Source organism: Burkholderia sp. MS389, from assembly GCF_016899425.1.
In the GTDB taxonomy this organism is placed as follows: Bacteria; Pseudomonadota; Gammaproteobacteria; order Burkholderiales; family Burkholderiaceae; genus Burkholderia; species Burkholderia sola.
On record NZ_CP045996.1, the window covers coordinates 31,338 to 48,676 of the forward strand.

Sequence of the window (17,339 nt, forward strand, 5' to 3'; positions counted from 1 at the left end):
TCAGGAATGATCGTGTTCGACTACGGGAACGGCTGCGTCGGCGACATGCGCGAGCGCGGCCTCCATGTGTTCGCGCCACCGACGCAGCAACTGTTCGGCGGTGGCGCGCGTGTGGACGGCGTCGCTGTAGCGGCACTCGAACGCGAGTTCGCCGTCGCCCGCGACGCAGACGAGGTTCAGCAGATGGGAACGTTCGTCGGTTGCCGCGCGGTCCGTGCCCACCGCCTCGGTGGCGGCGGAGAACCACGCGGACGGACGCGCGGCGGCCGCCGACACGAAATCGATGCTGACCTGCGGCTGCACGCAGCGCCGCCACGCGTCGGGATCGACGCCGGCGGGCGGCGGCAGGTCCGCACCGCCCAGCGCCGCCAGCGGCAGCGCGGCCAGCGTCGCCTCCCACTCGCGCAGCGCGGCGACGCCCGGCACGCCGGCGCGATGCGGCAACAGCAGCGGCACGTCGCAGACGAAGCAGCCGACCGCGCGCTCGACCGCCGGCCCGTCGTCGAGCCAGTCGCGGCCGTGCCGGCCGAGATCGGCGACGACCGCGCCGCCCGCCCAGTCGGTGAGCGCGCGCGCCGCCGCCGCGATCGCGACGGTGGCGGCTTTCACGCGCAGGCGCTGCGGCACGACGGCCAGCAACCGTCGCGCCGCCTCGCCGGTCAGCCGGTCGCGCACGACCTGCTGGCTCGCCTCGGCGTTCGCGCCGGCTTCCGCGTGCCGATCCCGCGGCAGCGCGACGTTGGCCGCCATCGGCGCAAAGTACGCGGCGGTTTCGCCCGCCTGCCGCGCGGCCGCCATGCGTGCGTCGAGCGCGCGAAGATAGGCCGGGTACGCCAGCGTCGGCGCGGCCACTGCCGGCGTCCGGCCGTCCGCATGCGCCGCATACGCATTGGCGAGGTCGTCCAGCAGCACCGCCCAGCCATGGCTGTCCGCGACGAGACCGTGCACGACGAGCAGCAGCCGGTCGCCGGCCGCGCCGCATCGGTAGTGCGCGATCCGCACCAGCGGCCCGTGCGCGAGATCGAAGCCCTGCTGCAGCGTCGTGCTGTGCGCGACGATGAAGCGCGCCGCATCGTCCGCCACCAGGTCGTGGCTGCTGAAGCAGCGCTGCACGGCGTCCGTGTCCGCCGGCGCGACGCGGCCCGACAGCGCGCCGCGATCGAATACGCAGCGCAGCCCCGGATGCGCGTCGAGCAGCGAACGGAGCGCGGCCCGCAGCGCGTCGGCGTCGAGCGGTTGCGCCGCCCGAACGAGCAACGCGCGGTTCCAGTGGTGCGCGTGCGGGCGCTGCAGCACGCGCCTTTGATACGGCGTCAGCGGGAACGCGGACACATCGTGCGCGTCCGGTCGCGCCGCCAGCGGCCGCAGGCAATCGGCCAGGTCCCCGAGGGTCGGGCTCGCGAAGAAATCCTGCGGGTCGACCGTCCAGCCGGCCCGGTTCAGCTGCGCGACGGCGCGCAGCACCAGGATGGAGTCGCCGCCCAGCCCGAAGTAGTTGTCGTCGCGGCCGATCCGCTCCAGCCGCAGCACGTCGCGCAGCACCGTCAGCAGCGCGCGCAGCGGCGGCGTGTCGTCGCCGTCCGCGGCCGCGTCCGGCAGCACCGCCGTCGATACCCACTGGCGATCGATCTTGTCGCCGGACGTCTTCGGCAGCGACGGCACGATTGCCAGCGCATGCGGCACCAGATGCGCGGGCGCGACGCGGCGCAGCGCGCGCAGCCGCTCGCGCGCCGCCTCGCGTGACGTGTCCGCCGCGCCCGATGCGTCGGCGCCCACGACGATGAACGCCTCCAGGCGCGGCGCCGGCGCGTCGGGTCCGCCCGACAGCCGCACTGCGGCCTCGCGCACGCCGTCCTGTTCGAGCAGCAGCGCTTCCACTTCGGCCAGATCGACACGAACGCCGCGCACCTTGATCTGGCGATCGCTGCGGCCGAGGTAGATCAGCGCGCCCGCCCCGTCGCGACGCACGAGGTCGCCGGTGCGATACATGCGCGCGCCCGGCTGTCCGGCGAACGGATCGGGCAGGAACGCGGCGGCCGTCTGGCCGGGCCGGCCCGGGTAGCCGCTCGCGAGTGCGCCGCCGCCGAGATAGAGCTCGCCGCGGCACAGCGGCGGCACCGGTTGCAGGTGCGCGTCGAGCACATAGGCCGTGGTGCCGGGCAGCGGCGCGCCGATCGGCACGTCGCGTTCATCCGCGCGCGCGTCGGCCGGCACGTCGTGCACGACGGACGTGATCACGCTCTCCGTCAGCCCGTACGCGTTCATCAGCGCCACGCGGCCGCCCGTCACGGCGCGCCATGTCTGCACGGCCGCGAGCGGCACCGTCTCGCTGCCCGTCACGACCAGCCGCAGCCGCGCCGGCAGCGCGGCCTCGCCGAGCCCGATCGCACGCACCCATTCGCGCCAGAACGACGCGGGCAGGTTGAGCACGGTCGCACGCTGTGCGTCGAGCAGGCCGCTGAACGCGCCGAGCGTCGGCCACGCCGTGCGCTCGAGCAGCAGCAGACAGGCGCCGGCGGACAGCGTCGTGAAGATTTCCTCGATCGACACGTCGAACACGAGCGACGAGAACTGCACGACCCGGTCGTCGGCCGTCATGCGATACGCGGCGCACAGTGCCTGGATCTTCTGCGCGACCGCCCGATGGCTGACGTCGACGCCCTTCGGCACGCCGGTCGAACCGGACGTGAACAGCGTATAGGCGGCCCGTTGCGGATCGATACGTGCGGGCGGCGCGCCGGCGGACGCGTCGCCAAGCGCGGCGAACGCGATCGCCGCGCATCCGGGCCACGTCGGCGGCGGCGCCGTCGCGTCGTGCACGAGCAGCACCGGCGCCGCTTGCGACAGGATCGCGTGCTGCCGCGCGGCCGGCGCGGCGGGATCGAGCGGCAGGTACGTCGCCCCGATGCGCAGCACGCCGAGCAGCGCCACCAGTGCGTCGAGCCCCATCGGCAAGCACAGCGCGACGCGCTCGCCGGCGCGGACGCCGCGCGCGTGCAGCGCGCCCGCAACCTGCTCCACCCGGGCCCGCAGCGCCGCGTAACTGAGCGTCTCGTGCGCGGTGGCGACCGCCGGCGCGGCGTTGCCGTCCGTCAGCGTGCCCGACAGCAGCGACACGAGGTCGGACGCCGCCCACGACGACACGTCGGCCACCCCGGACGCCGCCTGCCAGGCCTGCCGCTGTGCGGCCGACAGCACGCCCGCGTCGCCGAGCGGCGCATCGTCCGGCAGCGTCAGCAGCAGGTCCAGCGCGGCCTGGAACTGTTCGATCACCTCGTCGGCCTCGCCACGCTCCAGCGCGCCGTCGCGCGTCAGCAGCACGCCGCCGTAGCCCGCTCCGTCGCGATGCAGGTTCATCGTCAGGTCGTATTCGGTTTCCGTTTCCGGCGTGTCCTCGAACGCGACGTCCAGCCCGCCGATCCGCACATGGCGGACCGGCGCCTCCTGCATCGAGAACACCACCTGGAACAGCGGCGTCAGCGACGTGTCGCGCGGGCCCGCGAAGCGCTCGACCAGCTTTTCGAACGGATAGTCCTGGTGCGCGTGCGCGGCCATCACGCAGTCGCGCACCCGTTCGATCCACGCCCGCGCGCGGCTGGCTGCCGGGAACGCCACGCGCAGCGCGAGCAGGTTGACGAAAAAGCCGACGAGCCCTTCGGTGCGGCTCGACGCGCGGTTGGCGACCGGCGAGCCGACCACCAGGTCGCGCTGTCCGGTGCGCCGCGACAGCATCAGCAGGAACGCGGACAGGAACACGACGTACGGCGTCGTCCGCAAGCGCCGCGCCAGCGCGTCGACCTGCCGCGCACGCTCGGCATCCACCGCGACGCGGCCGCTGCGCGCGAGACGCCCCGCCGTGCGTGCGCGGCGTCGATCGGCGCCGAGGTCGAGCACCGGCGCGCCGTCCAGGTGCGCCCAGAACGCCTCGTGCGCCGCGTAGTGCCCGGCGGCGAACCGCGTCGCCTGCTCCTCGCTGTAGTCCGCGTAATCCCACGCGGGCGGTTCGGTATCCGGCGTGCCGCCCTGGCTCGCCGCACCGTACAGCGACGCGAGATCCTGCGCGATCAGCCCGAACGACCAGCCGTCGACGACGATGTGATGGAACGACATCAGCAGGCACGCGCGGCGCGGCCCGAGTTCGAGCAGCCGTGCGCGAAACAGCGGCGGCCGCGCGAGATCGAACGGCTCCGCCCGCAGCGCGTCGCGATGCTGCGCGATGAACGCGCGCAGTGCGTCGTCCGTGCCGCCTGCGTACGCATGGATCGACAGCGCGACCGTCGCGTCGGCATGCACGTGCTGCTCGCCGTCGCCGTCCGGTCCTTCGTGGAACGACGTGCGCAGCGCCGGATGGCGCGCGACCAGCCCCGCGAGCGCCGCGTGCAGCGCGGCGCGGTCGAGCTCGCCGTGCAGGTGCAGGCATTGCGGCAGGTGGAAGACCGAACCGCCCATGCCGAGCCGTTCGAGCGTCCATAGCCGGCGCTGCTGGAACGACATCGGCGCGCGGCGCGGCCCGGCGCCCGGCAGGCCGTCCGGCGTCGTTGCCGCCTGCAGGGCAGGCGGCGTCGGTTCGGACTGCAAGCGAATCGCGCGGGCCAGCCCGTCGATCGTCGGCGCACCGAAGAACGCGTCGAGCGTCAGCTCCGCATTCAGCCGCTCGTGAATTCGCGTGAGCACGCGCCCGGCCAGCAGCGAATCGCCGCCCAGCTCGAAGAAATCGTCGGTCGGCGCGATCCGCTCGTGGCCGAGGCACTCGGTCCAGATACGCGTCAATGCATGCCGCACGTCGTCGGTCTCGGCCGAAGCAGCGGGCGCGGTGTCGACCGCGGCCGGCGCGGCCACCGCTGCAATCGACGGCGACAACGCGTCCGGCTGCACGCGCTCGATGTGCCGTGCCGGCAGCCAGTGACGCGTCCGCTCGAACGGATAGCCCGGCAACGGCAGGCGCTTGCGGCGCTCGCCCGCGTAGGCGTCGCGCCGTGTCAGCCGCGCGCCCTTCGCCCATAGCCGCCCGTAGCCGGCGAGCAGCGTGGCCATCGTGCGCGGCGTGCGCTCCGTGAAGCTCGCCAGCACCGCGTCGGCCGGCGCGCAGCGATGCGCGCGCACCAGCGCCGCCAGCACGTCGCGCGGGCCGATCTCGACCCACAGCGCATCACCCAGTGCCGCCAGTGCTCGCACGCCTGCCGAGAAGCGCACCGTGCCGAGTACGTGCGTGGCCCAGTACGCCGGATCGGTGGCGCGCGGCGCGTCCAGCAGCGCGCCGTCGAGGTTGGAGATCAACGGGATGCGCGGCGCATGCAGCGTCATCGTCGCGGCATGCGCGTGCACGCGCGCCGCCGCGTCCGTCATCATCGGCGAGTGGAACGCGTGCGACGACGCGAGCCGCGCATGCGCGACACCCGCGTCGCGCAGGTGCGCCGCGAACGCGTCGACCGCATCCACCGGGCCGGACACCACGCATTGCAACGGCCCATTGACCGCCGCGATGGCGAGCGTCGGCGGCAATTGCGCGGCCAGCTCGTCCTCCGCGATCGATATCGACAGCATCGCGCCGGCCGGCTGCGCCTGCATCGCCGCCGCGCGCGCCGCCACGAAGCCGACCGCATCGTCGAGCGAGAACACGCCCGCGCAGCACGCGGCGACCAATTCGCCGAGGCTGTGGCCGATCAGGTAATCCGGCGTCACGCCCAGCGCTGCCCACGCCTGATACAGCGCGTACTCGTACGCGAACAGCAGCGGCTGCACCAGCGCGGTGTCGGTGGTGTTCGCGTCGCCCAGCAGGTAAGGTTCGAGCGCGAGCCCGGCCGTGCTCGCGAACCGCCCGCACACCTGGTCGAGCGCCGCGCGGAACACCGGATTCTCGCGATGCAGGTCGCGCGCCATCCCCGCGGCCTGCGCGCCCTGCCCGGTGAACAGGAAGATCACCGGACGCGCGGACGGCGCGTCGTCGGCGACCGGCGACACGCCAGCCGCCAGCGCGTCGAGCGCCGTATCGCGCGACTCGGCGACCACGAACGCGCGGCACGCATGGTCCTGCCGGGCGGCCTGCAGCGTGTACGCGACGTCGGCCAGCGCCCATTCGGGGTGGCGGCGCAGCGCGGCGGCGAGGCCGTCCGCCGCGCGCCGCAGCCCGTCAGGCGTGGCGGCCGACAGCCGCAGGCAATGCACGGCGGCGGCCGTCGGCGCGTCCGCCTCCGGCGGCGCGGCTTCCAGGATCACATGCGCATTGGTCCCGCCGATGCCGAACGAACTGACGGCCGCGCGGCGCGGCGCGCCGCCGTCCGGCCAGTCGGTCGCTTGCGCGGTGATGCGGAAGGCCGCGTCGTCGAGTTCGAGCAGCGGATTGGGCGTGTCGAAGTGCAGCGTGCCCGGCACCTTGCCGCGCTCGAGCGCGAGCGCCGCCTTGATCACGCCCGCGAGCCCCGCCGCGCTGTCCAGGTGCCCGACGCTCGTCTTGACCGCGCCGAGCAGGCGCGGCGCACGTGCCGGATGCTGGCCGTAGGTCGCCTTCAGCGCGGCCATTTCGATCGGGTCGCCGAGCAGCGTGCCGGTGCCGTGCGTCTCGACATAGCCGACCGACGCGGCGTCCACGCCCGCGTCCGCCAGCGCGGCGCGAATCACCCGTGCCTGGCCGGCAGGGCTCGGCGCGGTGTAGCCGGCCTTGTCGTGACCGTCGTTGTTGATCGCGGAGCCCTTGACGATCGCATACACGTGATCGCCGTCGCGGCGCGCGAGATCGAGCCGCTTGAGCACGACCGCACCCGCGCCGCTGCCCTCCACGGTGCCGCTCGCGGCCGCGTCGAACGCGCGGCAATAGCCGTCCGCGGAAAAGATCCCGCCGGTACGGTGCAGATAGCCCGGCACGCCGTCGACGCCGATCGACGCCGCGCCCGCGAGCGCGAGTTCGCAGTCGCCCTGCGCGACTGCGCGCGCGGCCATGTGCAGCGCGACCAGCGACGTCGAGCACGCGGTGTTCAGCGTGACCGCGGGGCCGGTGAGATTCAGCCGGTAGGCGATCTGCGTCGCGGCCTGGTTCAGCACGTTGATCTGGTACAGCCCGAGCGCGTCGACCGCGTCACGGTTGCCGAGCACGTGGTTCGCGAGGTACTGGCTCGCGCCGACGCCGACGTAGACGCCCACGTCGCGCGCGGGCCCGGGCCCGGCGTAACCGGCGTCCTCGAGCGCGCGATAGCTTTCCTCCATCAGCTTGCGCTGCTGCGGATCCATGATCTCGGCTTCGCGCGGCGTATAGCCGAAGAACGCGGCGTCGAAACAGTCCGGATCGCGAATCAACCCGCGCGCGGCGACGAAGCGCGGATTGCCGAGCAGCTCGTCCGGCACGCCGAGCGCGCGCAGCCGCGCGTCGTCGAGCCGGGTGATGCCGTCCTCGCCCGCGAGCAACATGCGCCAGAACTGCTCGACGTCGTCCGCGCCCGAGACGGTCGCGCTCATCCCGATGATCGCGACGTCGCGGCTGTCGACCTGCGACGCGCGTGCGGCCTCGGCCGTGCCGCCGGCATCGGCCGCCGGCTCGCCGGACGCGGACAGCCAGCCGGCCAGCGTGCGAATCGTCGTATAGCGGAACAGGTGATCGATGTCGACGTCGCGGCCGAATTCGCTGCGCAGCCGCGCCTGGCACTGGATCAGCGCGAGCGAGTGGCCGCCGGCGTCGAAGAAGTTGGTGTCCGGATCGATCTCGGCGAGGCCGAGCACGTCGCGCCAGATCGCGGCGACCGCCGCTTGAGCATCGCCGGGCGCGCGGCGCGCGGCGTTGGCGGGGACGGCGCGATCGGCGACGCTCGCCGCATCGAGCGGCCAGTCGGCCAGCCTGAGGCGATCGATCTTGCCGCTGCCGGTCATCGGCATCGCGTCGAGCACGACGATCCGGTCGGGCACCATGTACGGCGGCAGCGCCTGTTGCGCATGCGCCTTCAGCGCGCCGTCCGGCAGCGTGCCCGCCGCCTGCACGAACGCACAGAGCACGGCGCCCGCGCTACCCGAACGCGCCAGCACCGCGACCTTGGCGACGCCCGGATGGCGGCCCAGCACCGATTCGACTTCGCCCGTCTCGATGCGGAAGCCGCGCACCTTGACCTGCTGGTCGTCGCGGCCCACGAATTCGATGTCGCCGTGCCGATCGAAGCGGGCCAGGTCGCCGGTACGATACAGCACGCGATCCGCGTCGCCCGTCGCATACGGGTTCGGCACGAAACGCTCCGCGCTCAGTTCGGGCCGGTTCAGGTAGCCCGACGCCAGCGCGCGCCCGGAGAGGTACAGTTCGCCCGTCACGCCGATCGGCAGCCGTGCGAGCTCGGGCGACAGGATATGCGTGCCGACGTCGCCCACCGCGCGACCGATCAGCACCGGGCCGCTCGCGCAACGCCACACGGTTGCGTAGATGCTGGCCTCGGTCGGGCCGTATGCGTTGAAGAGCGGCGCGTGCGGCAGCACGCGCGCCGCCAGCTCGACGGTCGCGGGCAGCAGCGGCTCGCCGGCGGCGAACACCGCGCGCAGCGGGCTCGCCGCGCCGGCGTCGAGCGATTGCAGGAACAGGTGCAGCATCGACGGCACGAAGTTGACCACCGTCACGCGATGCTGCTCGATCGCGCGCTGCAGGTAGCGCGGATCGTACTGGCCGTCCGGCCGCGCGATCACGATCGCGGCGCCCTTCATCAACGGCCACAGCATTTCGGTGAGCGACACGTCGAACGATTGCGCGGTCTTCCACAGCACGCGGTCGCCCGCGGCGAGCGGATAGGTGTCGGCAAGCGCATCGAACAACGCGAGGATGCCTTCCTGGCGGCACAGCACGCCCTTCGGCGTGCCGGTCGAGCCGGACGTATAGAGGATGTAGGCGGGCTCGCCGGGGCTGACGCGCGGCGCGGCGGCCAAGGTGGCGTGGCTCGCTTGCGCCAGCGCCGCCAGCTCGACGAAACGCACGCCGCAGGCACGCAGGCAGGCGGGCGCGGCGGCATCGCCGACGATCGCCGCCGGGCGCGCGTCGTCCACCATGAAGCGATGGCGCGCTTCCGGCAACGCGGGATCGAGCGGCAGATACACGGCGCCGATCCGGAACAGCGCGAGCACCGTCTGCAGCGTCGCCGCCGAGCGGCCCGCGCAGACCGCCACGACGTCGCCCTGCCGCACGCCCAGCGCGGCGAGCGCCGCCGCGCGCCGGTCGCACTGCTCGAGCAGCGCCGCATAGGTCGTCTCGCCCGCGTCGTCGATCAGCGCGACGGCGTCCGGCGCGGCGGCCGCGCACGCGGCGAGACGCTCGCCGACGCTCGCGCCGACCGGCAGCCGCGGCTTCGGCGTCGCCCACTCGTCGAGCCGCGCGAGCGTGGCCGGCGGCAGCCACGTCGCCGCGGGCGCACCGGCGAGCCGCCGCAGCGCCTCGTGCTCGGCGTGCACGATGTCTTGCGCGTCGGCACGCCGCAGGCTGTCGGCCCGATAGCCGACGATGCAGCGCAGCCGCTGGTCGCTCGCGGAAACGGAGAAATCGACCTGCACCGGAAAACTGTTGACCGCGTGGCCGTCGCGGCCCGCCAGCATCCGCACGTCCGCGTCGTCCAGCTCGCGCAGCACGTGGAAGCTCGTGAAATTGAACAGCACCTCGCCGAGTTCGATTCCGCCGCTGTCCTGCCGGATCTGCTGCGACGGATAAAAACGATGCCGGAAAATGCCCGACTCGATCTCGAATACCTGCCGCACCTGCGCGACCGGCGATGCGGCGCCGTCGAGCGCCGCGCGCACCGGCACCGAATTCAGGAACAGCCCGACCGCACGCTCCGCATCCTCGGTCTCGGGCCGCACGTGCGTCACCATCGACGTCAGCACGTCGCGCCGCCCGCTCAGCGCCTGCAGCGCGCGCAGATGGGCGGCGAGCAGCACGCTCTTGAGCGGCACGTTCGCGTCGCGCGCGAGCGCACGCAGCGCCGCCTCCAGTTCGGCGGGGATCTCGACCTCCAGATAATCCACGCGCTCGTCTGCCGCGTCGGCCGTCAGAGGCGCGCGGCGCAGCGACAGCGCCTGTGCGCCGTCGAGCTGGCCGCGCCAGAAATCGCGCTGGGCCGGATCGGCGAGCGCGGCTTGTTCGCGCTCGATGAAATCGCGGTAACCGGCCTGCACCGGCTCGTCGTTCTGCCCGTCTTGCGCGCCCGCCAGGCCCGCCGTGTAGAGCCGGATGAATTCGGCGGTCAGCGCGGCCTCGCTCCAGCCGTCGAGTATCGCGTGATGGAAGCTCCATACCAGCTTGAAGCGCTGCGCCGCCAGCCTGAACACGAAGCAACGGAATAGCGGCGCGGCGGCGACGTCGAACGCGGCGAACCGCTCGCCGTCCATGAACGCGGCGATCCGGGCGGCCTGCGCCGCCGCATCGAGCGCAGTCAGGTCGGTGACCGCCAGCGGAATGCGCGCCGCGTCGAACACGAGCTGCAGCGGCACGCTGAACCCTTCCATCCGCAGCGCGGTGCGCAGCGCCGGATGACGCGCCGACAGCCGGTCGAGCGCATGCGCGACGCAGGCTTCGTCGCATGCATACGCGACCTCGTAGCCGATCACGTCGTGGTACAGGCTCGAGCGCTCGTGCCGCAGGCTGTGATAGAGCATCCCCAGTTGCAGGCGGCTGAGCGGATACGCGTCGACGACGCCGGCCGGCAGCCGCGCGCGGTCCGCGTCGTTCGTCAGCGGCGCCCGCCGTGCGGCGGCCTCGGCCGGCGCGCCCGCGCCAACATCCGCATCCGCACCCGCGCCGGCCCCGCGCTGCCGCTCGATGTGCTCGCCCAGCGTACGCACGCTCTGGTGGGCGAACAGGTCCTGGATCTCGAATTCGAGCCCGTGGCGCTGCGCCTGCGCCTTCAGCCGGATCGCCAGCAGCGAATCGCCGCCGAGATCGAAGAAACCGTCGTCGAGGCCGAACCCGCTGCGGCCCAGCACGTCTTCCCACAACGCGCGCAGGATGCGTTGCGTGTCGGTCAGCGTCTCGGGCGCCGTTTCCGCGGCCGCCTGCGCCGGCGCGAGCCGCGCGAGCGCGGCCCGGTCCACCTTGCCGTTCGCCGTCAGCGGAATGTGCGGCACCGCGTGGAAACGCGCCGGCACCAGATGATCCGGCAGCGATGCCCGCAACTGCGCGCGCAGGCCGGCTTCGTCCGGTACGTCCGCGCCCGTGCCCGTGCCCGGACTGGCGGTCCAGTACGCGACGAGCTGCTTGTCGCCCTGCGGCGTCGCGTCGACCGTCACGACGGCGGCCTGCACGCCACGGCATGCCACCAGCGCCGCCTCGATTTCCGCGGGCTCGATCCGGTAGCCGCGCAGCTTCACCTGGCGGTCGCGCCGGCCGAGGTAATGCAACGCGCCGTCATGCGCCCAGTAGCCGACGTCGCCGCTGCGGTACATGCGGGCGCCCGGCTCGCCGCCGTAAGGATCGGGCACGAACGCGGCCGCGGTCAGGTCCGGCCGGTTCGCGTAGCCGTGCGCGACGCCGAGCCCTGCGATGTAGATGTCGCCCGCCGCGCCGGGAGGCAGCGGATTCAGCGCGTCGTCGAGCACGTACACCGACGTGCCCTGGATCGGCATGCCGATCGGCACCGTGCGCCCCGCCGCCGGCGCGTCGCGCACCGGGTACGCTGTCGCGAACGTCGTGGTCTCGGTCGGCCCGTAGCCGTTGACGACCTGCCCGCGTTCGAGCAGCGCGCGGGCGCGCTCCACATGCGGCAGCGACAGCACGTCGCCGCCGCAGACGAGGTAGCGCAGCCGCCGCAGCGCGTCCGACGCGTGATCGACCATCGCCGCGAACAGACCGCTCGTCAGCCACAGCATCGTCACGCGCGCGTCGACCAGCAACGGCCCGAGCTGGTCCAGCGACGCGTCGCGTCCGGCCGGCACCACGAGCGACGCACCGTTCAGCAGCGCGGTCCAGATTTCGAAGGTCGACGCGTCGAACGCGGTCGGCGCGAACTGCAGGAACACGTCGTCCGGCGTCACGTCGAGATAGGTCGGCCGGTACGCGAGCCGCAGGATCGCCCGTTGCGGCACGATCACGCCCTTCGGACGATCGGTGGTGCCCGACGTGTACATCAGGTACGCCGGCATCTGCGCCGGCAGCCCGCTCGCGACGAACGCGCCGTCGCGCGCGGCGATCTCGTCGTCGTGGTCCTCGAGGACGATCAGGTTCAGATAGCCGTCACGCAGTGCATCGGTGTGCGCCACCACGTCCTCGCGCGTGACGATCACGCTCGCCTGGCTGTCGTCGAGCAGGAATCGCAGCCGGTCCGCAGGATAGCGGCTGTCGAGCGGCACATACGCGCAGCCCGCGTTGAGCACCGCCAGCATCGCGACGATCAGCTCCGCGCCAGGCTCGAGACACAGGCCGACGGTCGAGCCCGGCGACACGCCGAGATCGCGCAGATGATCCGCCAGCCGGTTCGCGCGGGTGTTCAGCGCGTGGTAGTCGAGCGTCGCGTCGCCGTGGCGGATCGCAGGGCGACCCGGATGCTGCCGCGCAAGCGCGTCGATCACCGCGCCGATCGAGTCGGGCAGCGGCTGCCCGAGCGGCCGGCTCTGCCAGCCGCGCAGCGCGTCGAGCGTCGCCGCGTCGCCGCGCGCGAGCGTGCCGAACGGCGCGTCCGGCTGCGCGGTCAGCGCGTCGAGGTACTGCACATAGGTGCGCGACAGCCGCTCGATATCGGCGGCCTCGAACAGGTCGGTGCGAAACACCGTGCAGCAGCGCACGCCGTCGGACGTCAGCTCGGCGAACAGCGTCAGGTCGAACTGAGCGTAGCGGTACAGGTCGTCGCGCACCGTCATCGCCGGCATCCCGGCCGCCGTCGCCGGCTCGGCGGCGCCGGGCACCGCGCCTTTCGTGTCCTGCAGCACGAAGTTGACCTGGAACAGCGGGCTGCGCGCGGAATCGCGCGCGACGCCGACCTGCTCGACCACCTGGTCGAACGACACCGCCTGATGCCGCAGCGCGTCGGCGACGGTGTCGCGCTCGCGCTCGACCAGCGCGGCGAACGTCGCGCAACCTTGCCGCGCGGTGCGCAACGCGAGCAGGTTCGCGAAGAAGCCGACGATGCGCTCGCTGCCCGGATGCACGCGGTTCGATGCGGTCGTGCCGATGCAGAAGTCGTCCTGGCCGGCGTAGTCTCCGAGCAGGCAGCGCCACGCGGCCAGCATCACCGTGAACAGCGTGCCGCCCTGCCGCCGCGCCAGCGCCTCGGCCCGCGCGCGCACGGCGGCGGGAATCGCGAAGAACACCAGCTCGCCGTCGTGCGCGCGCCGTGCCGGGCGCGGCAGCGCGAACGGCAATTCGAGCGCCGTCGCGCCCGTCAGCCGGCCCTGCCAGTAGGCGAGGCTCGGCGCGCTGTCCGCGGCACCGCGCGCCTGCTGCCACAGCGCATAGTCCGCATACTGCGGCGCGTCGCTGGCGGGCGGCTCAGGCGCGCGACCCGCCAGCCGCGCCGCATAGGCCGACCACCAGTCGGCCAGCATCAGCTCCAGCGACCATCCGTCGACGATCAGATGATGGGCGGTCAGTACGAGAATCTGCCGGGCGTCGCCGAGACGATGCAGCGACACGCGCAGCAGCGACCCGTGCGCGAGGTCGAACGGCTGCGCGATTTCGGTCGTGATCGCGCGCGCGATCTCCGCGTCGGTCACATCCGCCGCGTGCCGATGCACCGGCAGCGACGCGGCCAGCTCGGCATGCACGCGCTGGTACAGGCGGCCTTCGCGCTCGTCGAACGTCGTGCGCAGCGCCTCGTGCCGCGCCACCACGTCGCGCAGCCCCGCCTGCAATGCCGCTTCGTCGAGCGTGCCCGCGATCTCCAGCACGTGCGGCACGTGGAAATGGCCGGCGCCGCCGCTGATCGCCATCTGCACCCACATCCGCAACTGCTCCGCCGACGCGGGCAGGTCCGCCGGCCGTGCCTGGCGGGTGATCGCGTCGCGGCTGCCCGCGCCACGCTGCCTGCCGAATGCTTCGAGCAATTGGCGACGCTTGTTTTCGGTGGAGTCGTTATGCGACATCAAACCAGCTCTCCCGACGATGAAAACACTGTAAGTAGTTCGTCCATGTCGTCCGGCGCGAGACGATCGAGCAGCGCGTCGAGGCGGTCCTCCTGCTGGGCCTTCTGGCCGAGCGCCACCAGCACTTGCGCGCTGAACCGGTCGAGTTGCGGCGCGCCGAACAGCAGCGGCGGCGACAGCAGCAACCCGTAGCGGCCATTGAGACGCCCGATCAACTGGATCGCTTGCACGGAACTGCCGCCGAGCATGAAAAAATGGTCGTCCGGTCCGATATCGGCGACGTCCAGCACGGCCGACCACTCCGCGGCGACCTCGGCCTGGAACGGCGTCTTCGTGCGCACGTCGGCGCCGTGCGCGCGCGTCTCGAGCGCCGCGTCGGCGAGCTGGGCCAGGCGCTTGCGGTCGATCTTGCCGGCCGGCAGCAGCGCGATGCGCTCCACCACGTCGATGCGCGCCGGACGCATCGCGTCGGGCAGCCGTGCGGCCAGCTCCGCGTGCAACGCGTCGACCGGCCAGTTGTCCCATCCCGCGGCCGGCTCGACGAATGCGTGCAGCAGCCGCACGCGCCCCTGCACCCGCACCGGCACCACCGCGCACTGCGCGATGCCCGGCAGCGCCAGCAGGCACGCCTCGATCTCGCGCAACTCGATCCGGTTGCCGTTGAGCTTGACCTGCTCGTCGCGCCGGCCGAGGTAATGCAGCTCGCCATCCTCGCCGAACATCGCGATGTCGCCGGTGCGGTACATGCGTGCACCCGGACGGCCCGCGTACGGATCGGGCACGAAGCTCGCCGCGGTGAGATCCGGGCGGCCGACGTATCCTTGCGCGAGGCCCGCGCCGCCGATGTACAGCTCGCCCGCGCTGCCGGGCGCGCACGGCTCGAGGCCCGCGTCCAGCACGTACAGCGACACGTTGTCGATCGGCCGGCCGATCGGCACGCCCGCGCACGCATGAGCGTCGCCCGGCGTGCAATGCCACACGGTCACGTCGATCGCGGCCTCGGTCGGCCCGTACAGGTTGACGAGCCGTACCCCCGGCAGCAGCCGGTGGAAGCGCTCGGCCTGCTCGGCGAGCAATGCCTCGCCGCTGCAGACGACCAGTGCGAGATCCGGGAAGACCTGCCCGCACGCCGTATCCAGGAACGCGTTCAGCATCGACGGCACGAAGTGCGCGACAGCGATGCGCGCATCGCGCAGCAGCACCGCGAGCCCGGCCGGGTCCTTGTGCAGCCCGGGCGGCGCGATCACCAGCGCGTGCCCGCTCTGCAACGTCCACAGGAATTCCCAGACCGACACGTCGAAAAAGTACGGCGTCTTCTGCAGCACGCTCACCGGCGCGGTATCGGGCAGCAGCGAACCGTGCCAGTCGAGCCGGTTGACCAGCGCACGATGGGTGTTGGCGACGCCCTTCGGCGCGCCGGTGGAGCCGGACGTGTAGATCACGTACGCGATCCCGTCCGGGTGAATGCGTTGCGGCGGCAGCGGTTCGGCGGCGAGCCAGATCGCGCGCTCGTCGAGCGCATGCCGTGCGACCGGCCCGGCCGGCAGGTTCGCCAGCAGGTGCCGCTGCGTGAGCAGCAGCGCGAGGCCCGCATCGTCGACGATGCGCCTCAACCGGTCCGGCGGTGCAGCGGGATCGAGCGGTACGTAGGCCGCGCCCGCGCGCATCACCGCGAGGATCGCCAGCACCATCTCCGTCGAGCGCTCGCAGCACAGCCCGACGAGCGCCCCCGGCGTCACGCCGCGCGCCGCGAGAAAGCCCGCGAGCCGGGCCGACATCACATCGAGTTCGCGATAGGTCAGTTGCTCCGCGCCGAACCGGACGGCCGGCGCATCCGGCGTCGCGACGCACTGCGCGGCGAAGCGGGCCGGCCAGTCCGTCGCGTCGATCGGGCGCGCGGGCCCGTGCCAGTATTGCGCAAGCCGTGCGCGCTGCTCGGGCGCCAGCAGGTCGACCGCGAGCGCCGGCTGCGCATCGTCGTCCAGGTACGCGCGCAGCAGTCGGCCGAAACGTGCGGCGAATTCGCCGACCCGCGCCGGCGGCAGGCAGCCGGTGTCGTATTCGAGATTCACGTGCAGGCCGTCGTGCGTCAGCTGATACGCGAAGTTCAGGTCGAACGGCCGCTCGGCGGCGACCACCGGCAGCAATTCCGCGTGCACGCCGTGGAAGGCGAGCGGCGCATCCTGCACGAAGAACGCTTCCGTCACGCCGACGTTGAAGACGGGCGTGTCGGCCAGCGAACGCGAGCGCCGCAGCGCCGTCACGAGGTCGGTCAGCGACAGCTGCTGATGGCGCTTGCTTTCCGCGCGCCGGCCGGTGGTACGCGCGACGATGTCGCGGAACGTGTCGCCAGGCCGTAGAGAAAAGCGCATCGGCAGGTTGTTGACGAAGCATCCGCTGGCGTCGTGAAACCCCGGCGAGCGCATGTTGACGGGATAGGTCACGACCAGCTCGCGCACGTCCTGCCAGCGGGCCAGCGCGATCGCGAACAGGCTCGACAGCACGAGAAACGGCGTCGAGCGGCTCGCGCGGGCCCGTGCGCGCAGTCGGCGGATCGTGTCCGCGTCGAAACGCATCGGGTGGATGCGCGCGTCGCGCGGCCCCGCCGATGCCGCCGTGTCGAACTCGACCCCGAGCGGCGCATGCGCGAGCGCGCCGAGCCAATAGGCCAGATCTTCGTCGTAGCGCGGCGACGCGCGGTACGCGGCTTCGAACGCGAGCTGCTCGCCGAGATCCCGCAACGTGCACGCGGGCGCCGGGCCCGCGCCGAGTGCGTGGTTGTACAGCGCCGTCAGCCGCTGGTTGATGTACACCGCCGAAAACGCATCGGAGATGATGTGCGGAAAGCTGAGCACGAGCCGGTGCGCATCGGCATCCTCGCGCAGCAGCGCGAAGCGGAACAGCGGCGCGTCGTCGAGCGCGAACACGTGCGCCGCCCGCGCGGCGATCCATGCGTCGGCCCCGGCGGCGTCCAGCGACGGCGCCGCCCGCGCGTCGCGGTAGTCGAGCGCGACCGCCACCCGGTCGTGCACGTCCCTCACCACGCGAGTGCCGTCCATCCGGAACGTGCTGCGGCATCCTTCGTCATGCTCATGGACGAACGCGTCCAGTGCGCGCCGCAGCGCATCGCGATCCAGCGGCCCCGACAGGCGGTAGACGAGCGCGGTCGTGTAGGCCGACGAGTGCGGATTGAGCTGCCACTCGAGCCAGAAGCGGTACTGATAGGCTGAAAGCGAAGTGGTACGCATGGTAGCCCCTGTCTGGATACATGAAGGACGTGAAGGACGGCGCGGCGAGTCGATCCCGGCGCACCGCGC

At 72.6% G+C, this 17,339-nt stretch carries 2 protein-coding genes; both read right to left on the minus strand.

The genetic code is table 11. The annotated features are described in order from the left end of the window. Complete coding sequence (locus GJG85_RS29935; protein ID WP_204384656.1) at window positions 1-14,022, minus strand: non-ribosomal peptide synthetase/type I polyketide synthase; 14,022 nt, start codon at window positions 14,020-14,022, stop codon at window positions 1-3. After that, a complete protein-coding gene (locus GJG85_RS29940; protein ID WP_050016052.1) occupies window positions 14,022-17,270 on the minus strand; it encodes a non-ribosomal peptide synthetase in 3,249 nt (1,082 codons plus the stop codon). The genes GJG85_RS29935 and GJG85_RS29940 overlap by 1 nt, the downstream gene beginning before the upstream one ends. Window positions 17,271-17,339: the final 69 nt, after the last annotated feature.

Bases quoted from the DNA above. Each gene is read 5' to 3' on its own strand.
- GJG85_RS29940 (WP_050016052.1), bottom strand. From the start codon at position 17,270: ATGCGTACCACTTCGCTTTCAGCCTATCAGTACCGCTTCTGGCTCGAG.
- GJG85_RS29935 (WP_204384656.1), bottom strand. From the start codon at position 14,022: ATGTCGCATAACGACTCCACCGAAAACAAGCGTCGCCAATTGCTCGAA.